Source organism: Streptomyces sp. NPDC044003 (assembly GCF_056435185.1).
Genome location: NZ_JBWKFA010000007.1, coordinates 339,172 through 362,648, shown reverse-complemented (window position 1 = coordinate 362,648; position 23,477 = coordinate 339,172). Strand labels below are relative to the sequence as shown.

Here is a 23,477-nt window from a genome sequence, read left to right as displayed (position 1 = left end):
GCACACGGTAGGTGGGCGGACGGACCACGGGGCATGTGGTCACGCCACACAAAGCGAGCTGCGGGCATGGACGGGGACCGCACAAGCAGAGGTGCGTCGGTGCCCTACTTCAGGTAGCCGAGCACCGTCATCATCCCGGCTTCCGCGTGGTAGACGTTGTGGCAGTGGACCATCCACAGCCCGGGGTTGTCGGCGTCGAAGTCGACGTCGAGCCGCTTGCCCGGCAGCACGATCGAGGTGTCCTTGCGCGCGCCGCCGTCCGCGAGCGCGTAACTGTGGCCGTGCAGGTGCATGGGGTGCCACATCGTCGTGCTGTTCACGAACGACAGCCTGACCCGCTCGCCCGAGCGGACCGGGTAGCGCTGTGCCGGGTCGTACTTCCTGCCGTTGACGGCCCAGTCGTACGTCATCATCGAGCCGGTCAGCTCGAACTCGATCGTCCGGTCCGGACGGCCCGGTTCCAGCCGTACGGACTCGGCGGCCTTCAGCAGACCGCCGTGGACGACCTTTCCGTCCAGCTCCTTCGGGCGCGCGGAGGCGGTGGGCGCCGCTCCGCCGCCGCTGCGGAGGACCGCGAGGGCGGTGCGGTTCTTGCCCTCGGCGAGCGCGGTGAGCGGGAAGACCCCGTTCCCGACGGTCACGAGGGCGTCGAGGCGCTCGCCCATGCCGAGCAGGAGCGCGTCGGCCTTCGTGTGCTCGACGGGGAAGCCGTCGGCGTGCGTGACGGTGAGCCGGTGTCCGCCGAGGGCGAGCCGGAAGGCGGTGTCGCCGCCGGCGTTGATGACGCGGAGCCGGATCCGGTCGCCGGGCTCGGCGGTGAAGGTCTGCGGCTTGTCCGGCGTACGGCCGTTGACGAGGTAGTACGGATAGCCGACGTCCCCGGCGTCACCGCCGAGCAGGTCGCTCGTGGCACCCATGAGCATGCGGGAGGGGCCGGACGGCTTCGGGGACGGCGACCTCCTCGTGGTCATCGACATGTTCGACATGTCGTGGCCCTCCATGCCGCCGGAGCCGGATCCGGAGCCGCCGTGGTCCATGCCGCCCATGTCGCCCATGCCCTTGCTCAGCTCGGCGAGCACGGCGTCCGGGGTGGAACCGTCGACGCCGTCGACCCAGTCGTCGAGGACGATCACCCACTCCTTGTCGTACGCCAGGGGCTCCTTGGGGTCCTCGACGATCAGCGGGGCGTACAGGCCGCGGTCCTGCTGGACGCCGGAGTGGGGGTGGAACCAGTAGGTGCCGGGGTGCGGGACCGCGAAGCGGTAGTCGAAGGAGCCGCCGGGCGCGATGTCGCGCTGGGTGAGGCCGGGGACCCCGTCCATGTCGTTGCGCAGCGCGAGTCCGTGCCAGTGGACGCTGGTGGCCTCGGGAAGGTGGTTGGCGAGGGTGAGGGCGAGGGTGTCGCCGGCGGTGACCCTGATCTCCTTGCCGGGGAGGTCGTCCCCGTACGCCCAGGAGCGGACGGTCCGGCCGCCGCCGAGGTCGAGCGGGGTCTCGACGGCCGTGAGCTTGAAGGCGCGCTCCGGGCCGGGCTTGCGGAGGGCCTCGGCCGCGCCGACCTCCTTGCTGTCCGGCGTGAGGTAGTCGGAGCTCGGCGACGTGCCTGTTCCGCCGGAGGAGTGGTCCATGCCGTTCATGGCACCGGAACAGGCGGTGAGCAGACCGGTACCGGCGGCCGCGAGGCCGGCACCGAGGACGGTACGACGGGTGAGTCGGGACATGACTGTGGAACCTCTTGACGTGGTCGTTGCGTGAGCAGGGGCTTTCCGCTCGGTGCGTGGAGCGGCCGGTCTGCCTATATGCGCAACAAGGAGAGGCGGGTCAGGAGGGATCCGGGTGGCGCGGGCGGCGGGATCGCCCACAGGGCGTGGGCGATCCGCGCGGCGGGCGGTGCGTCGACTCCGCGGCGGCGGCGTACGAGCACGCCGCGGACGGACAGGAGGATGCCGATCCCGGCTCCGAGCACGGCCAGGCACACGGCGGCGACACCGGCCCCGTGCACGGGCGCGGGATGCTTCGCGCGGTCGGCGTCGGCCGCCGCATGCCCGGCCGATACGTGCTCGCTCGCGGCGGCCATGTGCCCGGCCGATGCGTGCGCGGCGTCCGCCTGCTCGCCGGGGTGGCCGAGGACGTGCATCAGCACGATGCCGACGAGCAGCACGGCGGCGAGCACGAAACGGCTCCACCACGTCGCCGCCCTCGGGCGCCTCCTGGCCTCGGATCTCACCCGGACATCATACGGGGAGGGGGTATGGGTTTCACCTCATGCCGGGTCCGGCGCCTGGTCCGTGCGCGAGGCGGCCGTGGCCAGGATGCGGTCGAGCAGCGCGTCGAGGCCGTCCGTCAGCTCCTGGTAGCCACCCTTCTCCGCCAGCAGGGGAACGGTCTCGCGCAGCCGGGGAAGCTCACGGGCCGGCATCAGGTGGAGACCCAGACGGAACGCCGGATCGGGCTCGTCGGGGTTGTCCACCATGGCCCGCAGGTCGCTGAAGATATAGCCGAGCACCCAGGCCGTGACCGCCCGGTAGGCGGTGACGACGCCCTGTTCGTCGAGCCCTGCACGGTCGAGCAGGGCCAGGATCCGCTCGTGGGCCTGCAGGACCGCGAGAGGGCGGCGGGCCAGCGGGACGGCGAGCAGCCGGGTGGCGAGGAGCGGCACGACGTGCGGGTGGGCGAGGGAGATCCGGTACAGGGCGCAGGCGCCGCGGCGGAGTTCGGCGCGCCATTCGGGCAGGTCGGGCGACTGCCCGAGGGGGGCGGGCTCCTCGCGGGCGAGGTCCGAGTGCAGCTCGGTGTAGAGCTGTTCGACGAGACCGTCGAGGAGTGCGTCCTTGCTGGGGGCGTAGCGGTAGAGCGCCATCGCCTCGACGTCGAGTTCGGCGGCGACCCGCCGCATGCTCAGCGCGGACAGGCCCTCGCGGTCCACGACGTCGAGGGCGGCGGCGAGCACGCGCTCACGGCTCAGCCGGCGCCGGCCGCGGCGGCGCTCCGTGCTGTGGCCGATGTCCACCTTCCGGCGGTCCGGCTGGGGGCTGCTGGCCATGGGGTGCCTCCGGCTCGATGTCGCAGTGCGACTGGTACCGACTATATCCGAACGCCTTGAAGGCATATATTTACACCATAAGTGGACATTTATTGACAGGCGCGACAGGGCGGCGCAATATGTATGTTTAAAACGTAGACGTACAGCGACAGCGCGTCTGCACCGTCCTCCGCTGGAGGCCGCTGACATGGACGGCAACCGCATCCCCCGCACCGAGTGCTCCGAGCTGAACGACCCGCAGCCTCGCTCCCGGCCCCGGCTGACCCTCGTCATCCCGACGCGCAACGAGCGCGAATCCGTCCCGCTGCTGCTCAGCGCCCTGGAACCAGCCTTCGACGGGCTGCCCGTCGAGATCCTCTTCGTCGACGACAGCGACGACGACACCCCGGAGACGGCCGCGCGGCACGCCCCGGCCTGCCGGCTGCCGGTCCGCATGCTCCACCGCGACGCGGGCGCCCGGGAGGGCGGCCTTGCGGGGGCGGTCCTCGCCGGCGCACGCCACGCCCGGGGCGAGTGGGCCCTCGTCATGGACGCCGACCTCCAGCACCCGCCGGAGGCCGCCGCCGCACTCGCACGCACCGCCCTGGGACACGGCGTCGACATCGTCGTCGGCACCCGCTACGCCGGGTCCGGATCGACCGGTGACGGGCTCGACGGCCCCGCCCGCCGACTCGTCTCCCGCGGCAGCACGCTGCTCGCCAAGACCGTCTTCCCCATCCGACTCGCTGGCGTCAGCGACCCCATGAGCGGGCTCTTCGCCTTCCGTACCGCCGCGATCGACCCGGACCGGCTCAGCCCCCTCGGCTTCAAGGTGCTCCTCGAACTGCTGGTCAGAAACCCGGGCGCCCGCGTGGCCGAGGTCGCCTACCGCTTCGCGCCCCGCGCGGCCGGCACCTCCAAGGCCTCGCTGCGCGAAGGACTGCGGTTCCTGCGGCACCTGGCCCGGCTCCGCCGGCCCGAGCTCCGCGCGGGGCGCCACGGCGACACCGGCCCCGACTCGGCAGCCGACCGCTCCGGCCTCGGCACCACCGCGCGGTTCCTGGCCTTCGGACTCGTCGGCCTCAGCGGCATCGCCGTCAACACCGCCGCCCTCTGGTTCTTCCACACCGTCGCGGGACTCCAGCAGCTCCTCGGCGCCACCCTCGCCACCCAGGTGTCGTCCCTGTGGAACTGGGCCCTCCTGGAGACGCTGGTCTACCGCGGCGGCCGGGGTGGCGGCAGACGCGCAGCCCTCGGCCGGGGCATCGCCTTCCTCGCCCTGAACAACCTGCTGCTGCTCGGCCGCCTGCCGCTCCTCCAGGCGCTGGTCCTCGCCGGGGTCGGACTGCTCACCGCCAACGTCATCAGCCTCGTGGTGCTCTTCGTGGCCCGGTTCCTCTTCAGCGACCTGCTCATCTACCGCGGCCGCCGCGCCGACGGAACCCGCCGCGACCCCGTGCGCGTGCTCGTCGCCCCGGGCGCCACCGTCCCCGGCTCCCCGCGACCCGCCCCCACCCCCACGCCGCCCGCGGCCCCCGAGGCCGCCCCGGCCCACCCCAAGCGCCCCCGGTACCTGACCTACCGCTACGACATCGCCGGCACCGTCACCATCGGCTCCCAGATACGCCTGCCCGAGCTGGAGTTCTTCCGCGCCCAGTGGGTGCCGCCCGGCTCCTGCGACATCACCGTCCGCGTCGGCGACGTGGGCCGCCGCTTCCCGCGCCACCGCGCGGTCATGACCGAGATCCCCGGCCGCGGCGCACCGCAGCCCACCACCGTGCAGTACGAGGAGCAGCTCGGCCGGTTCGGCGCCAACTTCCGCGTCGACATCGGCGACCCCATCGCCGTCCTGGTCAGCCCGCTGCTCGCCCGCTCCCCGCACGTGGTCTACACGAACGTCCTGGAGGCGCTGCTGCGCTTCGTGCTCGTCTCGCGCGACCGGATGCTCCTGCACTCCGCGTGCGTCGAGCTCGGCGGCACCGGCGTGATGCTCTCGGCGCTCACCGACACCGGCAAGACGTCCACGGTCCTGCGGCTCCTCAGCGAACACGACGGGCGGTTCCTGTCCGACGACATGACCGTCGTCGACGCCGGCGGCAACGCCCTGTGCTTCCCCAAGCCGCTCACCATCAGCGCGCACACCCTGCACGCCGTACGCTCCGACGACCTGACCCCCCACGAATGGCGCCGGCTGCAGCGGCAGAGCCGCCTGCACTCCAAGGAAGGCCGCTCCTTCGCCTTCACCCTGGCCCGCCACAACCTGCCCATCATGGGCATCAACGCCGTCACCCAGATCCTCGTGCCGCCGCCGAAGTACGCCGTCGACCGGCTGGTGGACTGCCGGCTGAGCAGCGCGGTCAAGGTGACCGAACTGTTCGTCATCGAGCGCGGTGAGCCCCGGCTGAGCGAGCTCGGCCACGACGAGACCGTGAGCCGGCTGCTCGTCAACACCGAGGACGCGTACGGCTTCCCGCCGTTCCGCTACTTCGCCCCCGCCATCACCGTCGACGGGCTCGACCACGCCCGGCTGCGCAGCCGCGAGCGGGACGTCCTGTCCGGCTTCCTCTCCGGCGTACGCACCCGCGTCCTGGCCTCCGACCACTTCGGCTGGGCCGACGAGATTCCCACGCTGCTCGCCGCGGACCGGCCGCCCGTCAACGGCCGCCCGGTCCTCGAGGCCGACGGGCATCCGTGGCCGCACTGGGAGCCGGAGACACCCGAGGGCGCAGCGCCGCAGCCCGTACGGTCCGGTGCCCTGCCCCTCTACACGGCCGTTCCGACCGACTCCGGTGCCTCTCGTACGAACGACCCGGGTGGGAGGACACCATGAGCCGTCCCACGTACTCCGCCTCGGACGCGACGGCCGCCCCCGAAGCCGACACTCCCGCGCGGACCGCCGCCGGCGGCCCCCGGGGGACGGCCCACGCCCAGGCTCGCCGGGCCCGCGACACCCTCCGCCCGCGCCGGCGTCCCACCGCCGACTGGATGGTGCGCTGCGCCCTGCCGCTCACCGCCATCCTCGCCCTGGCCGCCTTCCTGCGGTTCTGGCAGCTCACCCAGATCGGCCTCAACAGTGACGAGGCCGTCTACACCGGCACCGCCGCCTCCCTGGCCGGCGACCCGGCCATGCAGCCGGTGTTCCCCGTCTTCCGCGCCCACCCCGTCCTGTTCACCGGCTTCCTGTCGCTCTTCCTGCGCGGCGGCACGGACGAGTACACGGCCCGCGCGGTCGCCGCCTGCGTCGGCGTCGTGACCGTCGGCGTCACGTATCTGCTGGCCCGGAGGCTGTACGGCCGGGGCGCGGGGCTCGCCGCCGCGCTGCTGCTCGCCGTCATGCCGTACCACGTGGTGGTGACCCGTCAGGTGCTGCTCGACGGGCTGATGACGCTGTGCGCGACGGTGGCGCTCTACTGCGTCGTGCGGTACGTGCAGGCGGACCGTGACGGGCTCCCCTGGCTGCTCGGCGCCGCGGGGGCGCTCGGGGCCGCCGCACTCTCCAAGGAGACGGCGCTCGTGCTCGTCTGCGGCCTGTACGTCTTCTTCGTCCTCAGCCGCACGGTGCGCATACGGTGGCAGCACGCCGTCCTCGCCACCGGCCTCCTCGCTCTCGTCGTCGTCGCCTTCCCGCTCGCGATGTGGCTCTCGGGCCGCAGCGCCACCGGGCAGCACTACCTGCAGTGGCAGCTGTTCCGGCGTGCCAACCACCCGATGGGCTTCTACGCCACGACGCTGCCGCAGGTCCTCGGCTGGGCCGTCCTCGCGGCCGCCGTGGTCGGACTGGTCTGGCTGCGTCACCGCAACGGCTGGCGCGAGGGTCTGCTGCTGTGCTGGATGGCCGCGCCCGTGCTGTTCTTCACCCTGTGGCCCGTCAAGGGCTTCCCGTACCTGCTGCCGATCGCGCCGCCGCTCGCCGTGCTCGCCGGCCGGACGATCGGCGCCCTCGCCGGGCTCCGGCCGCGGGCCGGCCGGCTGCGGGTGTCGCCCCGCCGGCTGTCGGCCGCCGGTGCCGTCCTCGTCGCGCTCGCCGTCGCGCTCTCCCTCGCCCTCCCCTCGGCGGCCCGCATCACCGCCACCCCGACGGGCTCGTTCCTCGCCGGTTCCGGCGGCCTGGCGGGCGGCCGCGAGGCGGGCCAGTGGGTGCGCGACCACGTACCCGGCGGGGCACGGCTCCTCGCCGGCGGCCCGTCGGTCGCGAACGTGCTCCAGTTCTACGGCGGCAAACCCGTCTCGGCGCTGTCGGTGAGCGTCAACCGGCTCTACCGCAACCCCTCGTACACGCCGGTGCCCAACCCCGACCGTGCGCTGCGCGACGGCGAGTTCCAGTACGTCGTCTGGGACTCCTACACCGCCCGGCGCGCCCCGTTCTACGGCGAGAAGATCCGGCAGCTGGTCGACAAGTACCACGGCAAGGCCGTCTACACCTCCGCCGTACGGGTTCCCGCGTCCTCCACCGACCCCACGCCCACTCCGGTCATCGTCATCTACCAGGTGCGTGTGTCATGAAGCCGCTGACCGTCCGTCTGCTGACGGCGCTGGCCGGCGCGGCGCTGCTGCTCGGCCCCGCCACGGCCGCGACCGCGACCGGCGGCGACCCCGGCCCCGACCCGGGCGCCGGCACCGCCGCCGCACATCGCGCGACCACCCCCGTCCAGCACTTCATCTACGTGATGCAGGGCCCCCGGACCTTCGACAACTACTTCGGCACCTACCCCGGAGCCGACGGCATCCCCGCCGGAGCCTGCCAGCCGCGCACCGTCGGCGGCCCCGCCTCCGACTGCGTGCGGCCCTACGCCCTGCACGCCAAGGCCCCCGCCCCGCTCACCCCGAGCCGCAGCATCATCGCCCAGCAGATCAACGGCGGGCGCATGGACGGCTTCGTGTCCGCGTACACCCGGCAGGGCAGGGACGGCACGACCGTCATGGGCCACTACGACGCCCGGGACGTGCCGTTCGACTGGGCCGCCGCCGACCGCTACGTACTCTTCGACAAGTTCTTCTCCGCCGTCCCCTACGGCACCGCCACCGAACGCTCCTACTGGGTCTCGGCGGCCCCTCCGTCGCCGACGGGCACCCGGCCCACCATCTTCGACCGGCTCCAGCAGGCGGGGGTCAGCTGGAAGTTCTACGTCGAGGACTACCGGCCCACCGAGAACTACCACGCGCCCGGCGCCACCCAGCCGGTACGCGCCCCGCTGCTCGGCTACGCCCGCTTCGTCGACGACCCCGCCCTCGCCTCGCACATCGTGGACCTGGACCAGTACTACCGCGACCTCGACAACGGCACCCTGCCGGCGGTGGCGTACGTCGCCAGCTCCGGCTCCTCCGAGCGCTCCGCGCGGGCCATCCCGCCCGGCCAGAAGCTCATCCGCTCGCTGGCCACCCAGCTCGCCCTCAGCCCGTACTGGGACAGCTCGGCGCTGCTGTGGAGCCACGACGGCTCCGGCGGCTGGTACGACCACGTGGCCCCGCCGGCCGCCGCCGACGGCCCGCGCGGCCTGCGCGTCCCGGCCGTCCTGATCAGCGCCTACGCGCCGGCCGGGCACATCGACCACCGGGTGCTCGACTCCTCGTCCGCGCTGCGCTTCATCGAGGACAACTGGAACCTGGCACCGCTCGGCGGGCGGGACACCACCGCCGCCAGCCTCGCCGCCGCCTTCGACTTCTCCGCCGCGCCGCGACCGCCCGAGGTGCTCGCCGTCCCCTCCGCGCGCCCCGTCGTGCGGCCGGTGAACGCCACCGTCGTGTACGCCGTCTACGGCGGCGTCCTCGGTGCGGCCGCACTGCTCGTCGTCGGCACCGCCCGGCTCGCCGCCCGCAGGCGCTCGGCGGCGGCTCCGCAGGTCCCGTCGCCGGGGTCCGGGCAGTCGGCGCGGTCCGACGCATCGGCGCGGTCCGTGCCGTCCGGCCCGTCGGCCCAGTCCCGCGCGCCGGAAAGGAGCCGACCGTGAACCGCCGTACCGCACGCCGCCACGCGGTCGCCCTCCTCGCCGTGCTCGCGGCGCTGCTCCTCGCCTTCACCGGGCCGGTCGCCGCCGCCCAGCCCTCCGCCGGCACCACCGGCCCGCACCGTGCCGCCTCGACCGTCACCGTCACCTTCCGCACGGTTCCCGCGGTGCCCGGCGTCCGGCTGGTCTTCGGCGGCCAGACCCTCGTCACCGGAGCCGACGGCACCGCCTCGTACACCGGCGCCCGCACCGCGGACCGCCAGTCGCTGCAACTCCTCGACACCTCCGTCGACACCCCGGACGCCCGCTACCACTTCACCCGCTGGGCCGGACAGCGCGACCCGGACCAGACGTTCCGGAGCCGCGTCGACGGGCTGCCGCTGCGCGCCGACTACACCGTCACGGCCGGGTTCACCGTGCAGTACCCGGTGACCGTCGCCTTCACCGACCAGCACGGCGCGCCCCTGGACCCGTCCCTGGTCTCGACGGTGAAGGTCAGGGGCTCCGACGCGCGCATCACCGACCTGTCCGTGTCCGGGACGACCTGGCTGGACGGCCTCGTGCCCGTCTTCCGGAACAGCAGCCTGACGCCCGTCCCGGTCGACTACACCCTGCGGAGCCTCGTCTACGACGGCGTCCAGCTCGCCGACGCCGGACGGCAGGGCTTCCGGCCCGGACCGGACCGGCACCTCACGTTCACCGGCGCCTTCCACGACCTGACCGTCACCGCCCACGACGCGCTGTTCGGCTCCGCCACAGGCGAGAAGGCCACCGTCACCGACCCCGCCGGGCACGTCACGACCGTCGCGCTCGGAGCGGACCACACCGCCGTCCTGGCGCACCTGCCGCGCGGCCGGTACACCGTCGAGGTCAAGGCCCCCGGCGGCAGCTCGAACCCGCGCGAGATCCAGCTGTCCCAGGCGGTCACGGCCGACGTGACCGTCGTCAGCCGGACCGACGTCCTCGTCCTCGCCGGCGCCGGCCTGCTGCTTGTCGGGATACCGGTCGCGATCCGGCTGATCCGCCGGACCCGCCGCACCGCCGCGGGCCCGGCCCCCGGCACCGGTACGGGTACGGGGCGGAGAGCCGCCGAGCCGCGTGAGCCCGCACCGGAGGAAGAACCGGAGCAGCCGGAGGGAGCGGAGAAGGCGCCCCCCACCTCGTGCCCCGGGGCGGCGGCCCGATGATGCGGCGGCTCTGGGCCCTCCTCGCCGCACTCGTCCTGTGCTGGCCGGGCTTCAGTGCCGCATCCGCGGGCTCCCGGCCCGCCGTCGCTCCCCCGACCGGCGAGGGCTCCCGTCCGCCGTTGCTCGCCTACTACTACCAGTGGTTCAACCAGGGCTCCTGGCAGCGGGCGAAGACGGACCTGCCGCTGGCGGGCCCGTACTCGAGCGACGACACCCAGGTGATCGACCGCCAGATCGCCGAGGCCAGGTCCGCCGGGATCGACGGGTTCATCGTCGGCTGGAAGCACGGCACCGTGAACGACCGGCGGCTGCGCAAGCTCGTCGACGCCGCCGAGGCCAGGAACTTCAAGCTCGCCATGATCTACCAGAGCCTGGACTTCCACCGCCGCCCGCTGCCGGTCGCCCAGGTCGCCGCCGACTTCCGGTACTTCCGCGACCACTTCGCCGACAGCCCCGCCATGTTGCGTGACGACGGCCGCCCGCTGACTGTGTGGAGCGGCACCTGGCGCTACTCCCATGCCGACGTCGCCCGCGTCACCTCCGCCGTCCGCGGCGAACTGCGGGTCCTGGCCAGCGAGAAGAACGTCGACGGCTACCGGCGGATCGCCGACGTCACGGACGGCGACGCCTACTACTGGTCCTCCGCCGACCCCGAGACCACCCCCGGATACGCCGAGAAGCTCCAGGACATGGCACGGGCCGTGCACGCCGACCACAAGATCTGGCTCGCCCCCTGCGCGCCCGGCTTCGACGCGCAGCTCGTCGGCGGCACCAGGCCCGTCCCCCGCCGCGACGGTGCCACGCTGGCCGCCGAGTACGCCGCCGCACTGCGCTCCGCACCGGACGCCATCGGGCTGATCAGCTGGAACGAGTTCTCCGAGAACACCCATGTCGAGCCCTCCCGCGCCCACGGCGACCGCTTCCTGCAGGTGCTGCGCGACCTCCGCGGAGTCCCCGCGACCGTCTCGTACGAGGAGAGCGGGAACATCCCCGTCCGGCCGGTCGCCCGGCCGGACCCCACCCGTGGCTACTGGGCGCTCGTCGGCGTGGCCGTGCCCCTGCTGCTCGTCACCCCGCTCGCGGTGCGCCGGCTGCGCGCCGCACGGTCCGGGCCCGCCCCTGCCGCCGGGCAGGGGACGGACCCGGGGCGGAACGTCAGCAGGTCACCGGCGTCGACGTCGCCGCGGTGTTCCCGGCCAGATCACGAGCCCTGACCTCGTAGGTGTACGTGGCCGGGCACACGGCCGTCTTGTCGCTGAAGGTGAGCACCGTCGCGGGGACCGTCGCCATGTACGTGCCGTCGCGGTACACGTCGTACGTCGCGAGCTGCGTGTTGTCGGTGGCCGCGCCCCACGTCAGCTTCATGGTGGTGGAGGCGGTGCGGGTGACCGTCAGGGAGGAGGGCGCGGACGGCGCCGTACCGTCGGCGGAGAAGTCGTAGGACAGCGCGTCGAACGAGTTGCCGAGGGAGTCCGTCGGGGTCACCGTCAGCGTCGAGCCGAGGACCGACACGAGCAGGAAGTGGTGCACATGGGCGTCGGACGCGGGGATCGGCACCGAGGAGGGGCAGCGCTTGCCCACGTTGGAGCTGTAGGACCAGCCGAGGGCGTACGCGTCCGTCGGGTCGCAGCCGTGGCCGCCGACCGAGCTGAGCTTGGCCCCGGCGCCGCCGGTCACATAGCTCGGGACGCCGCCGGGCGGGGCGACGTTGCGCTGGTAGATGTGCGAGTGGCCGTTGAAGACCAGGTTCACGCCGTTGTCGTGGAGCAGCTGCTCCAGGGTGTCGGTGCTGCCCGGGTTGTTCTTCAGGTACTCGTCGTCCGGCTCCGTCGGGTCGTCGGAGCGCAGCGGGAAGTGGAACGCGGCCACCTTGACGCCGCCCGGGTGCGCGGCCAGGTCCTGCTGGAGCCACTGGTACTCGGCCGAGGTGGGCGTCCAGTGGGCGGCGGCGTCCACCTGGTAGACGTCGCAGTGCGTGGTGCCCTCGCAGTTGTCGCCGTCGGCGTTGCCGACGTTGCTGTCGCTCCAGGACGCGTCGAGCACGTAGAAGCGGACTCCGCCGCTGCTGAAGGCGTAGTACGTCGTCGGGTAGGTCGCCGGGGTGCTGCCGAAGAACGACGGGTAGCTCACCTGCGCGTAGACGCCGTTCGAGGCCGCGGTGACGGCGGGCTGCGGCCAGGTCGACAGGAGCGTGGCGGTGCGGCCGTGGTTGCCGTTGGTGGAGAACATCGGCAGGGTCTGGCCGGGCACGGCGTAGTACTCGGGCGCGAAGACGCCGCTGATGTTGACGCCGGTCTGCTGGAGGTCGCCGTAGTTGGTCGGGCTGCCGCTGGGGTACGCGACGTCGCCGGTGGAGAGCGCGAAGCGGGCGCCGCCGGCGGCCAGCCGGGACATGACGTTGGCCTGGTCCTGGTTGAGGGCCCCGCTGTTGACGCCGTTGCTGGTGGTGTCGCCCCAGTCGCCGAGCACCGCGAACGTGAAGGGGGCCGGCGAGCCGTCCGGCACCATCGTGGTGAACGCGGGCGAGGAGTTGGTGCCGAGGAGGTCGATCGGGGTGGCGTCGCCGGTGAAGACCCGGTAGCAGTACGGGGTGTCGGGGCTGAGGTTCGGCACGGTCACCGAGTTGCTGTACTCGGTGACCCCGTTGACGGTCATGGTGGTGCCGAGGGTGGCGGAGGTGACCGAGTTGGCCGTGCAGTTGCCGAGCGGGCCGTACTTCACGGTCTGCCGGCTGCGGGTGCTGGTCGCCCAGGTCACCCGGACGGAGCTGGGCGTGAGATCCGTCAGGTAGGGGGCCCGGGTGAGGACCGGGGAGGCGCCGGGCAGGTCGGCGTGGGCGGGCGCGGTGCCGAGGGCCGCCGACAGTGCACCGAGCGCCACGGCGGCGCCGGCGAGGTGGAGGCCTCGGCGTCGGCGTCCGACGGATGCGAACACAGGCATTCACTGGTCCTTTCAGCCTCCGCCGCGGCCGGTCGGAGGCGTCGGCCAGGAGACGGTGGGGACGGAGGCACCGTCGGGAACGTAGGCGCGGCCGGGGGCCGGGGCGGGCCAACGCGGCCGGACCGCGGTCACCGGGCCGTCGCATTCACTCGTTCGGGGCGCGTGGTGTCGGCCGGTCGGGCGACAAGGCGTGTCCTTCGGGCTCGCTCGCCTCCCGGTACGGGAAGAAGGGACAGGGCCCATGCCCCCGCGCCCCTTGCCTGGGGTTGCCCGATCCGCCGCTCCCTTGGAGGCCCCCCGTGCCGGCACGCGATTCGCAGGACGCCACCCGCCGTCGGTCCGTCGGCCGGCTGCGCGCGATCCTGGCGGCGGCGGCCGTCGCCGCCTCGACGGCGGCCGCGCCCGCCGGTGCCGCGGCGCCGGCGCCGCGGCAGCAGGACGACGCGTCCGACCGTGCCTATGTCGCCAACTCCACCGCCAGGACGGTGTCGTTCCTCGACACCGACACACGGACCGTCACCCACACGGTGTCCGTGCCGTCCGGCGCGGCCGACGTGGGCGTCTCCCGGCGGATGCACCGCGCCTATGTCACCGGCGGCCACGACTCGCGCACCGTCACCGTCCTCGACACGAACCGGGCGAGGGTCGTCGGCACCATCCGGGTCGGCAACCGGCCCGAAGGGGTCGCCGTCAGCCGGGACGGCCGACGCGCCTACGTCACCAACGCCGACTCCGGCACCGTGTCCGTCATCGACACCAGCCGGAACCGGGTCGTGCGCACGGTGCGGGTCGGCACGTTCCCGCAGGGCCTGGCGATCTCCCCCGACGGGAGTCGTGTCTACGTCGCCAACCTGCTGTCCGGCAGCGTGTCGGTGATCGACGCCGAACGCGGCCGGGTCGTGGCGACCGTGGAGCTGGGCACCGGAACCGCCGCCTACGACGTGGCCGTCAGCCCGGACGGCACCCTGGCGTACGTCAGCACGGGCAACGGCACCGAGTACGTGTCCGTCCTCGACACCCGCGCGGCCACCGTCCTCGACGCCGTGCCGGTCGAGGCCGGCGCGGAGTCGCTGGCGGTGGCGCCCGACGGGACGGAGGTGTACGTGAGCGCCGGCTTCGGGAACGAGGAGGTGTCGGTCATCGACACCGAGGTCGGCACCGTCGCGCGCAGCTTCCGTGTCCCCGGCGGCGCGGAGGGCCTCGCCCTCGGCTACGAGGGGCGGCAGATGTACGTCGCGACCGGGCTCGGCTCGCGGTCCGCGGTCTTCGTCGACACCGAGACCGACCGGGTCATGGGCAGCACGACGGTCGGCTCCGGTCCGATGAGCGTGGCCGTCGAGGCCGAGCCGGAGCCGGTGGCTCCGCGAGCCGGTACCGGACGGCGCGTGCACTGGAAGACGGGCGAGAAGCAGTCCGGCAAGCGCTGAGCGCCCGCGCCGTGCCCATGACGACCCTCGCTGCCGGGGTCTCCGACTGGTGGTCGCCCGACTACTGGATCTCCACCTTCGGCCTGATCGGGATCCTGGTCATCGTCTTCGCCGAGTCGGGGCTCTTCGCCTTCCTCCCGGGCGACTCGCTGCTGTTCACCGCCGGCCTGCTCGTGGCCGACGGCCGGTACATCCACCAGCCGCTGTGGCTGGTGATCGTCCTCCTGGTGGTGGCGGCCGTGCTCGGCGACCAGGTGGGCTACGCGATCGGCACGTTCCTCGGGCCCCGGCTCTTCAAGCGGCCGGACTCCAGGTTCTTCAAACGGGAGAACCTGGACAAGGCGCACGAGTTCCTCGAGAAGTACGGGCCCAAGGCGATCGTCCTGGCCCGCTTCGTGCCGATCGTGCGCACGTTCGCGCCGATCGTGGCGGGTGCCGGGCGCATGAGGTACCGCACGTTCCTCACGTACAACGTGATCGGCGCCGTCAGCTGGGGCGCGGGCGTCACGCTCGCCGGCTACTGGCTCGGCCGGATCGGCTTCATCAAGGCCCACGTCGAGATCATCCTCATCGCGATCGTCCTGGTCTCGCTGATCCCGGTGGCCCTCGGTGTCGTCAAGAGCCGCCGAAAGGCGAAGGAAACCCCCACGGACACCTCACCGTCGTCTCCCCGCGACCGCTGACGTGGGTTCCCCGACCAGAGGCGTGAGTTCCCTGATAGAGAGGGGCGGAAGCACACACGACAGGTAAGGCCACACGAGCATGAGTGATCCGGTCGGGCCCCAGGCCGCCCCGCTCGACGCGTCCGTCGACGCGCTGTCCGACGTACTCGACATGATCCACCTGCGCGGCGAGGCGCTGACCACGGTCCGGGCGGCCGGCGGGACCGGTGTGCGTCACGCACCGGGAGAGCGGGCGCTCCACCTCGTGGAGGAGGGTCCGGTCGAGCTGGTCGTCGAGGAGGAGACAGGGACCCGACTGCGGCTCGGACAGGGGGACATGGCCTTGCTGGCGACCGGCACCGCGCACCGGTTGAGGGCGGTCGAGGGGGACGCCTCCTGGATGAGCGGCCGCTTCCTCGTCGAGGAGAACGCGGCCTCCCCGCTGCTGGCGTCGCTGCCCCGGGTGATCGTGCTGCGGGGCGCCGACCCCGGCCTGGAGTGGCTGCCCCTCAGCGCCGGTCTGCTCGCCGCCGAGATCGCCGACCCGAGCGCCGGGTCACGGGCCATGGCGTCCAGACTCCTGGACCTGCTGTTCATCAAGGCGCTGAGGGCCTGGTCCGACACCGACGGCGCCGGCGGCAGCCCGGGATGGCTGACCGCGGCGCTCGACCGGTCCCTCGGGCCCGCCCTCTGGGCCATCCACCGCCACCCCGAGCAGCCCTGGACGGTGGAGGAGCTGGCCGGCCTCGCCTCGCTGTCCCGGGCCGCGTTCGCGGCACGTTTCACCCGGTTGGCCGGAGACCCTCCCGCCCGCTATCTGGCGCGGCTGCGCCTGGCACGCGCGGCCGACCGGATCGCGACCACCACGGAAGCCGTGGGGGCGATCGGCAAGGCCCTGGGATACGAATCCGAGGCGGCGTTCTCCCGCGCCTTCGCCCGCGAGTACGGCACGGCCCCCCCCCGTTCCTGGCGCGCCGACCGGAACGGATAGTGCCCAGCCTGGACGACGGGCCCGCGGCACCGTGTCGGCCACCGCTCTCCGTCGCGCCGAGCGTTTGGGCAAAGAAAGGAAGCGAGTCGATCATTCCGCTCCCCTCACCACCGGAATAGCGTTTTCCGTGTCGGCGGAATGCCGACGGGCCACGGCGTCGGAGCACGCGGCCGAAAGACGAGCCGGCCGACAGCGGGCACCGCCCCCGGCCGGAGAACAGGGTGAGACTCATGGAACGAGAAGCGGCCACGGACACCGTCGTCCTCATCCACGGCCTCTGGATGACCCCGCTGTCGTGGGAGAACTGGGTCTCCCGCTACGAGCAGCGCGGGCTCAAGGTGATCACCCCCGGCTACCCCGGCATCCAGCCCGGCACCGCCGGAGTCCAGGCGCTCCGCGACGACCCGTCCCCGCTTGCGGGCCTGGGGGTGACCGAGGTCTTCGACCACCTCAAGCACGTCATCGGCGGGCTCGACACGAAGCCGGTCATCATGGGGCACTCGTTCGGCGGCGCCTTCGTCCAGCTCCTCCTCGACGCCGGTTACGGCTCGGCCGGCGTGTCCATCGACGGTGCGGCCGTGAAGGGCGTGAAGGCGCTGCCCTTCAGCGAGATCAAGGCGACCTTCCCGGTCCTGCACAACCCGGCCAACAAGAGCCGCGCGGTGCCGATCACCGAGAAGGAATTCCACTACGCCTTCACGAACAACCTCACCGTGGAGGAGTCGAAGGCCGTCTACGACCGCTACTCCGTCCCCGTCTCGGGCCGCATCCTCTTCCAGGGCGGATTCGCGAACTTCACCCCGAACGCGACGACGACCGTCGACTTCGCCAACGACGACCGCGCGCCCCTGCTGTTCATCTCCGGCGGCAACGACAACATCCTGCCCCCTTCCGTCCAGCACGAGAACTACGAGAAGAACGCCAAGCGCTCCAAGGCGATCACCGCGTACAAGCTCTTCGACGGCCGCAGCCACTACACCTGCGGCGAGGCGGGCTGGGAAGCCGTCGCCGACCTGGCCCTCGACTGGGCGCTCGCGCCCACCGCCGGCGACCTCGACCAGCACTGACCACCACTAACCCCCGCCGCCCCTGAAGGCATCGCCCCTCGGTCCCGGCCGGGCTCGGCCGCCACCCGGCTGCACCATCAGCGGCGGTGGCGCGGCGGCCGGGTCCGGCCCGGCGAGCGCGTGGTCGCGCTGCGCGCCGACATCGACGCGCTGCCGGTCAAGGAGGACAGCGGCGAGAGCTTCGCGTCCACTGTCGTGGACCAGGACCATCCCGGCGGCCCGTTCCCCGTCGCGCACGTCTGCGGCCACGACGGGCACACCGCCATGCTGCTGGGCGCCGCCACGGTCCTGGCCGGCGTCCGCGAGCAGCTGCCCGGCTCGGTGCTGTTCGTCTTCCAGCCGGCCGAGGAGGGCGCACCGGCCGGAAGAAGTCCGGCGCGAAGCAGATGGTCGCCGAAGGGGCGTGCGACGACCCGTGTCGGCGCCTCCTTCCGAGGGCCAGGCCGTCCGCAACGACACCATCTACACGTACTTCGACAACGGGTGGGTCGAGTCGTCCACCGACCCGTGGGCCATCGTCACCAGCTACGACTACGACGAGCTGGGCAAGCAGACGGCGCGCACGCTGACCTCGGCGGGCGGTTCCTCGAACCGTACGATGACGTGGTCGTACTTCCCCGACGGCAAGCTGAAGTCCCGGTCGGACAACGGCGTGCCCGTCGGCAGCGCGGTGGTGCTCGTCGACAACTCCGACACGCAGAACACCGCCGCGACCGGCACGTGGACGAAGGCCGTCGCCACCGGGCAGCACGGCTACGACCACCAGGTCCACGCTGCCGGCACCGGCACGGACGCCTTCACCTGGACGCTGAACATCCCGAAGGACGGCACGTACAGCGCGTACGTGAAGTACCCGAAGGTCACCGGCGCGGCCACGACCGCGAAGTACACGGTCAGCCACGCCGGCGGCACCACGGACAAGGTGGTCGACCAGACCACCGGTGACGGCACCTGGGTACCGCTCGGCTCGTACTCCTTCACGCAGAGCGGTGCCGCGCGCGGCCGCGACGGTGGCAGCACGGGCATCTGCGCCGGAATCGGCGGCGCGATGTTCACGGGCTACGCGGAGCAGGGCTGCTTCATGGTCGTCCAGACCGGCAACGGCGACTACGACATCGGCTTCACCGAGAGCCACGGTCCGTCCGTCGGCAGCGGAGCCTCCGCAAGCCTCGACATCGTCCGGAGCAACGCGGACAGCTTCAACCAGCTCGCCGGTTCCGGCGTCGGCGCCGATGCGTCGGTCGGCCCGCTGCTCGGCGTCCACGGGCTGTACGGCCGGGCGGTCGACTCCGAGGACGAGTGGTCGTTCCCCACGGACTTCAGCAACCCGTGGGTCGTCAACAGCGACGGTGATCCCGTGTACACCGCCGGCGGCGGCGTCGCCTTGGTGACCGGATGGGACGTCGGCGGAGGCACCAGCTTCACCACCGTCTGCGGGGAGAGCGGATGGTGACATGGTTCCAGCCGCCCGGGGTGCGGGTACGGGCACGGCCGGCGCCCGCACCCCGGGCGGCTCCCCTCCCCCAAGGTCCGAACGACGAATGGAGCACCATGTCCTACGACGGGGCATTCCTGTGGGGCCCGGCGAACTTCTCCGGACGGCCGCCCGCCCGGCTGGTGACGGAGGGTGTCGTCGTGGGGCTGGTGACCGCCGGCGTGATCGCGGGAGCCGCGGTGACGGGGGCGTCCACGGGCTTCCCGGCGACCGGGTCGGTCGTCGGCGTCGTGGCGGCCCTGGCCTCCGCCGGGTATCTCTTCGCCACGAACGCGGGACGTGCCCTGGTGGTGGCGGTCGCCCTGCTCGGCGGGTTCCTCGCCTGGTGGATACCGGGTCGCGCCGCGGAGGCCGTCCTCGCGGGGCGCGGCGTGAGCCGTACGGTCGTGGTGACCGAAGTCCACGTCCACCGCTACGAGGGGCGTGACTACGTCAAGAACTCCTGCTCGGTGCGGCTCCTCGACGGCACCCCGGTCCTGACCGAAGCGTGGCGCGCCTGTGGCCGACGCCCGCCCGGGGCAGCACCTCACGATGGCCTTCGATCCGGAGGGCGCCGTCCCGCCGACCGATCGTGTGCTTCCCGCCACCGCCGTCGAGGGCTTTGCGGTGCCGGCGGCGGCGAGTCTGGCCCTCGCAGCGCTGTGCTGTGTCGCCGTGATCCGGTCCCAGCCGTGAGAGGGTGAGGCCGCGCAGGCCGAGGGGGCCATCCGCGCGGATGCGGCGAGCAGGAAACACAGAGGGGTGGGCCCCGACCGGAATCCCGGTCGGGGCACACCCCGTTTCGCACGGCCGCCTACGTCAGCCGATGGCCAGCTTCTGCGTCCAGCCCACCCCGTTGGTGTTCGCGATGATCACCGTGCCGGAGCCGGGCAGCACGCTCGGCTGTCCCCCGTAGAAGCGCACCGCACCGTCCTTCGCGAGCGTCCAGACGTCGGGAACGCCGTCGCCGTTGGCGTCCGGGGTTCCCGTCAGCAGCGGGATGCTCAGCCGGGACCAGCCGCCGCCGGTGTAGGTGATGTCCACACCGCCGGGGGAGGCCGAGTTCGCCGCGGCCGTCAGCGAGTCGATGTCGACACCGCCGCCGGCGGCGGGCTTGCCGAGCCGCAGGAACAGCTTGGCGTCCTGGTCACCGCGGTACAGCAGGTCCGTGACACCGTCACCGTTGATGTCCTGCGCCGTGATCAGGTCTCGGCTCAGCCAGTGCGTGGTGTTCAGCGGGATCGCCTGCTGCACCGACGCCCCGTTGTAGCCGGTGAACATCCAGATCTCGCTGCCGGTGATGGCGAAGAAGTCGGGCTTGCCGTCCGCCGTCGCATCCCCGGCGGCCACGAGCTGGCGGTACGCAGCCGGGTCCGGGGCGTTCTCGGGCAGCAGGATCTCCTGCCGCTTGTCGATGTTGACCGCTCCGTACCCGTCGCCGGGGTACACCCAGAGCTTGCCGTCCTTGCGGGCGATCAGGTCCTGGAAGCCGTCACCGCCGTACACGTCGCCGTTGTGCGTGATGAGCGTGTTCTTCCAGTACCCGGAAGGAACCCCGACGTACGTCGGCAGGCCGTCGTTGCCGTTGGGGTCCTTCGCCGGGTTGCCGCGGTACGCACCCGCCATCGAATAGCCGAGGTCACCGGTGCCCTTGACCAGGTCGGACTGCGACTCGGACGGGTACATCCGCAGGTTGCCGTTGGCGTCGACGACCATCAGGTCCGGCAGCTTGTCGCCGGTGAAGTCGCCGGGGGTGTCGGCCTGGTCCCTCGGGGTCAGGTAGAAGAGGTACTTGAGCGGCTCGGAGCGGTGCCCCGCGTCGTCGACGGCGCGGACGTAGAGCACGTTCGGGCCGGCCAGCGGCGGCTTGACGCCGGTGACGGGCGTGAGCGTGGTCGTCGCGGCGCCCGCGGTGCGTTCGGCCTTGAAGGGGTACGAGCCCTGGTTGAAGCCGTACTCGAAGTAGTCGACGTCGGTCTGCGCGGCCTTGAGGCTGAACGTGCCGGCCTCACCGAACTTCTTCTTGCTCCAGATCGAGTCCTCGGCACTGCTGCCGAAGCCGTTGTCGAGGGCGTCCGCATCCGGGAAGTCGGTGGAGGTCACCGTCGGCGGAGTGGGCCGCGAGCTGTCGAAGACGAACCGACACGGGGTCTTGGACGGGGAGTAGCCCGATGCGGCACCGGCCTTGTCGACCGTCTTGGCGCGCCAGGAGTACGTCTTGCCATCGACCAGCTGGAGGCCGGTGGCACCCGTGGCGAACGGGTCGGTGTGGGTCGTGCCCGAACCGCCCCCGACCGGGGCCTTGCCCTTGGCTCCCAGCAGGTTGCCGCTGCCGCCGCTGGGCCACAGTTCGAAGTTGACCGACGACAGGTTGCCGTCCTTGTCCTTGGCGCCGGCCCAGAAGGTGATCGACGAGGAACCGACGTTGATGTACGGCGCCGTCGTGTCGCAGCTGAAGTCGGGCGTCAGGTCCAGGTTGGTCGGCGTGTCCGGACGGCGGTTGTACGCGAGGTCGACGTGCGGGTCGTTGCCGCCGTCCGCCTGGAACTTCTTCCACGCGTACTGGTCGTTCTCGTTGCCGGCCTTGAAACCGATGGTCATCGTCGGCCAGCCGCCGTTGACGGCGCGCTGCGCGGTCGACTTCACGTCGAAGCTGACGTACTTGTCCGGGCAGGAGGCGGACTTCCAGCCGTGCGCGAACTTGCCGCCGCCGATCCGGTTGCCGGAGTGCATCGACGGCGCGTTCTTCCAGTTGGTCTTGGAAGTGATCGGCGTCGTGATGTGGACGTCCATGGTGCGGGCGTTGCAGGACCAGGCGTACGTCTCCAGGGCGTAGAGCTTGGCGCTGGAGACGATGGCGCCCTTGAGGTCGGGATCCCAGTCGATGCTGAAGAAGGACCGGGAGGTGCCCCAGGTGTCGGACTCGAAGCCGACGCGCGCCTCGTGAGTGCCGCCCTTGTTGAAGTTCTTGCCGTTGTAGAAGTTCGCGTACGGGTGCCTGCTGTACGCCGTCGTCCAGTCGTTGGTGTGCTTGTTGACCGAGGGGTCGATGAACACCGGGTACACCGTCGACGGATCGGCCAGCATCTCCTGGTCGGGTGTGATCGTCCAGGTCGAGCCGTCGAGGTCGGTCTCCACCACGGTGCCGTGCGAGTCGGGCTGCGGCCCGTTCAGCGCCGGCAGCGACAGCGTTGCGGCGGCGCCCGTCTGGGTGGGCTCGGGGCTGGCCTCCGCGGGTGCCGAGGGCTCGGGGCCGGTGCCGCCGGTCGCCGAGGGGTCTGCGGCCTCGTCGGTGGCCTCGGGCAGCACCTCGTTGAAGACGTCGCCGTCGTCGCCGTCGTTGACGGAGTCGGTGGGCTCGGGAGCCGCTGTCTCCGACGCGGTCGGTTCCGGAGCCGTCGAGGCCGGGGACTGCGAGGGCAGCACTTCCTCCCCGGGGCTGGCCGTGCTGCCGGCCTGGCCGTCGGTCATGGCGGGGGTGCCCGCACTGTCCCACATCAGCGGGGTGGGGGACTCGGCGACGTCGGCGTCGGCCTGGTCCACGGCGCTGACCACGCGGGTCAGCGGGTCGAGCGCGAAGGTGAGGTCGGGGGAGGAGAGCCCGTAGGAGAGCTGGGCGACCTTCGGGTTCGCGGCGGCCTGGCGGTTCTTGACCACGAGCAGCTGCGCGAATCCGCCGTCGTCGGCGGTGAGTACGAGGTCGGCCCCGGGCAGGATCTCCGGGTACAGGGCCCGCGACCCGTCGATGACGGGGGTCGGGATGGCGTCCGGCCAGGTCACGACGATCTGGTGGTCGCCGACGGTGAGCGTGGCCAGGGTGTTTCCGGTGCCCGGTGTGATCCCGGACAGCAGCGACACCCGTCGCACGGACGCCCGTGAGGCGCGCTCGCCGTGCTGCCCGGACTGGTCGCCCTGCTCCGGCTCCTTGGCGCCGCCGGAGAACACCACCGGCGCGTTCACGGCCTTCGGCGCCCAACCGCCCTCGACCTTGGTCAGGTTGGTGTCGATGGCCTTCCAGGTCCCGCCGACCTTGGCCCGGACCGGGCTGGCGTGGATCCTCCGCATCAGCGTCCCGTCGGGCTTGGCCCAGGTCGTCGAGTACGCGGTCCGCAGTGCTGTGGCCTCCACCGGCTGGTGGGTCTTCGCGGCACGCGCGGCGGCATCGGATTCGCCCAAGGGAACACCCGGGCGCGAAACTTGTGAATTGCCTGTGTGTCCGTCGTCGACCGGCTGGTTCAAGCCCACCCAGGTCAGCCCGGAGGCGATGACGACGGCCGTCACGCCCGCTGCCAGCGCTCGCCGTCCGGGCGCACGGCGCCATCTGCTCGTCATGAGCGAACTTCCCTTTCCCCCCACCGGCCTGGCCCTCGATCGGGTCTTGGCCAGCCTTTTTCTTGTCCCAGTCACGCCGGCGCGGGTCGCCCCCGGGCGTGACGATGCCTGCAGATCATGACTGACGGGGGAGGTGCCGGCGTGCGGTGTCGCGGCGGAACGGGAAACCAGCAGCATGGCCGGATCGTCATGGCAGGTGGATGGCGATGGGCCGTCAGGCGTTCAGAATCACCTCACAATATCGCCAAAATCGCCCAAAAAGCGTGCTGCTCTCTGCTGAATTGGCGCAAAACAAGCCGATTTTCGGCCAGTTGGCGCCACTTGAATCTATTGGCCTGTACACGCCCATTCAGATAAACAATCAGCAACTGTCGGCAATTATGGTGTAACAATCCGTGATAAGTGTCACTTGATCACTCCCCGGCTGGTC

General features: G+C 72.1%; 16 protein-coding genes and 2 pseudogenes. 12 read left to right on the top strand and 6 right to left on the bottom strand.

The window, feature by feature from the left end; translation table 11 throughout:
* Nucleotides 1-104: 104 nt before the first annotated feature.
* The 3 genes from AC07AW_RS27755 to AC07AW_RS27745 all read right to left on the bottom strand — a co-directional run bounded on the left by AC07AW_RS27755 (nucleotide 105) and on the right by AC07AW_RS27745 (nucleotide 3,043).
* A complete protein-coding gene (locus tag AC07AW_RS27755) occupies nucleotides 105-1,721 on the bottom strand; it encodes a multicopper oxidase family protein (RefSeq protein ID WP_478818169.1) in 1,617 nt (538 codons plus the stop codon).
* 74 nt (nucleotides 1,722-1,795) lie between these two features.
* Complete coding sequence (locus AC07AW_RS27750; protein WP_478818168.1) at nucleotides 1,796-2,227, bottom strand: DUF6153 family protein; 432 nt, start codon at nucleotides 2,225-2,227, stop codon at nucleotides 1,796-1,798.
* Nucleotides 2,228-2,263: 36 nt separating this feature from the next.
* The gene (locus tag AC07AW_RS27745; protein ID WP_478818167.1) at nucleotides 2,264-3,043 is read right to left on the bottom strand and encodes a TetR/AcrR family transcriptional regulator; all 780 of its coding nucleotides are present in this window, start codon (nucleotides 3,041-3,043) and stop codon (nucleotides 2,264-2,266) included.
* 187 nt (nucleotides 3,044-3,230) lie between these two features.
* Here AC07AW_RS27745 and AC07AW_RS27740 point away from each other — a divergent pair, with 187 nt between their 5' ends.
* Genes AC07AW_RS27740 through AC07AW_RS27720 form a run of 5 tightly spaced genes read left to right on the top strand, consistent with a single transcriptional unit; the run spans nucleotide 3,231 to nucleotide 11,368 of the window.
* Entirely contained in the window at nucleotides 3,231-5,852 is a 2,622-nt protein-coding gene (locus AC07AW_RS27740; RefSeq protein WP_478818166.1) for a glycosyltransferase, read from the top strand.
* Nucleotides 5,849-7,525 (top strand): ArnT family glycosyltransferase, encoded by a 1,677-nt coding sequence (locus tag AC07AW_RS27735; protein WP_478818165.1) that lies wholly within the window; start codon nucleotides 5,849-5,851, stop codon nucleotides 7,523-7,525. Before AC07AW_RS27740 ends, AC07AW_RS27735 begins: the two co-directional genes overlap by 4 nt.
* On the top strand, nucleotides 7,522-8,970 hold the full coding sequence (locus tag AC07AW_RS27730) for an alkaline phosphatase family protein (RefSeq protein WP_478818164.1): 1,449 nt from the start codon (nucleotides 7,522-7,524) through the stop codon (nucleotides 8,968-8,970). Before AC07AW_RS27735 ends, AC07AW_RS27730 begins: the two co-directional genes overlap by 4 nt.
* A complete protein-coding gene (locus tag AC07AW_RS27725; protein ID WP_478818163.1) occupies nucleotides 8,967-10,154 on the top strand; it encodes a hypothetical protein in 1,188 nt (395 codons plus the stop codon). Before AC07AW_RS27730 ends, AC07AW_RS27725 begins: the two co-directional genes overlap by 4 nt.
* Nucleotides 10,151-11,368, top strand: coding sequence for an endo-1,3-alpha-glucanase family glycosylhydrolase (locus tag AC07AW_RS27720; protein WP_478818162.1), 1,218 nt, complete (start codon nucleotides 10,151-10,153; stop codon nucleotides 11,366-11,368). Before AC07AW_RS27725 ends, AC07AW_RS27720 begins: the two co-directional genes overlap by 4 nt.
* Here the strand turns inward: AC07AW_RS27720 and AC07AW_RS27715 are convergent.
* Complete coding sequence (locus AC07AW_RS27715) at nucleotides 11,310-13,094, bottom strand: purple acid phosphatase family protein (protein ID WP_478818161.1); 1,785 nt, start codon at nucleotides 13,092-13,094, stop codon at nucleotides 11,310-11,312. The two genes, AC07AW_RS27720 and AC07AW_RS27715, sit on opposite strands and share 59 nt — an antisense overlap.
* Nucleotides 13,095-13,393: 299 nt before the next feature.
* Between AC07AW_RS27715 and AC07AW_RS27710 the strand changes: the two genes are divergently transcribed.
* From AC07AW_RS27710 to AC07AW_RS27685, 6 genes and pseudogenes are all read left to right on the top strand, one after another.
* Nucleotides 13,394-14,521 carry a cytochrome D1 domain-containing protein gene (locus tag AC07AW_RS27710; protein WP_478818160.1) on the top strand — a complete coding sequence of 376 codons (1,128 nt, stop codon included), beginning with the start codon at nucleotides 13,394-13,396 and terminating at the stop codon, nucleotides 14,519-14,521.
* A 17-nt stretch (nucleotides 14,522-14,538) separates the two neighbouring features.
* Nucleotides 14,539-15,121, top strand: a pseudogene (locus AC07AW_RS27705) (VTT domain-containing protein); the annotation flags it as partial.
* 162 nt (nucleotides 15,122-15,283) lie between these two features.
* On the top strand, nucleotides 15,284-16,174 hold the full coding sequence (locus AC07AW_RS27700; protein ID WP_478818159.1) for an AraC family transcriptional regulator: 891 nt from the start codon (nucleotides 15,284-15,286) through the stop codon (nucleotides 16,172-16,174).
* Between the two features lie 230 nt (nucleotides 16,175-16,404).
* A complete protein-coding gene (locus tag AC07AW_RS27695) occupies nucleotides 16,405-17,241 on the top strand; it encodes an alpha/beta hydrolase (RefSeq protein ID WP_478818158.1) in 837 nt (278 codons plus the stop codon).
* 120 nt (nucleotides 17,242-17,361) lie between these two features.
* Nucleotides 17,362-17,550: pseudogene (locus AC07AW_RS27690) on the top strand (M20/M25/M40 family metallo-hydrolase); the annotation flags it as partial.
* A gap of 106 nt (nucleotides 17,551-17,656) precedes the next feature.
* Nucleotides 17,657-18,694, top strand: coding sequence for a golvesin C-terminal-like domain-containing protein (locus AC07AW_RS27685; protein ID WP_478818157.1), 1,038 nt, complete (start codon nucleotides 17,657-17,659; stop codon nucleotides 18,692-18,694).
* Between the two features lie 103 nt (nucleotides 18,695-18,797).
* Here the strand turns inward: AC07AW_RS27685 and AC07AW_RS27680 are convergent, their stop codons facing one another.
* Together AC07AW_RS27680 and AC07AW_RS27675 are read right to left on the bottom strand one after the other, a co-directional pair.
* The gene (locus AC07AW_RS27680; RefSeq protein WP_478818156.1) at nucleotides 18,798-19,004 is read right to left on the bottom strand and encodes a hypothetical protein; all 207 of its coding nucleotides are present in this window, start codon (nucleotides 19,002-19,004) and stop codon (nucleotides 18,798-18,800) included.
* Between the two features lie 530 nt (nucleotides 19,005-19,534).
* Nucleotides 19,535-22,891 (bottom strand): DNRLRE domain-containing protein, encoded by a 3,357-nt coding sequence (locus AC07AW_RS27675; RefSeq protein ID WP_478818155.1) that lies wholly within the window; start codon nucleotides 22,889-22,891, stop codon nucleotides 19,535-19,537.
* A 362-nt stretch (nucleotides 22,892-23,253) separates the two neighbouring features.
* On the opposite strand from AC07AW_RS27675, the gene AC07AW_RS27670 reads away from it, so the two are divergent.
* Nucleotides 23,254-23,436, top strand: a complete 183-nt coding sequence (locus AC07AW_RS27670) for a hypothetical protein (RefSeq protein ID WP_478818154.1) — start codon at nucleotides 23,254-23,256, stop codon at nucleotides 23,434-23,436.
* Nucleotides 23,437-23,477 lie beyond the last annotated feature (41 nt).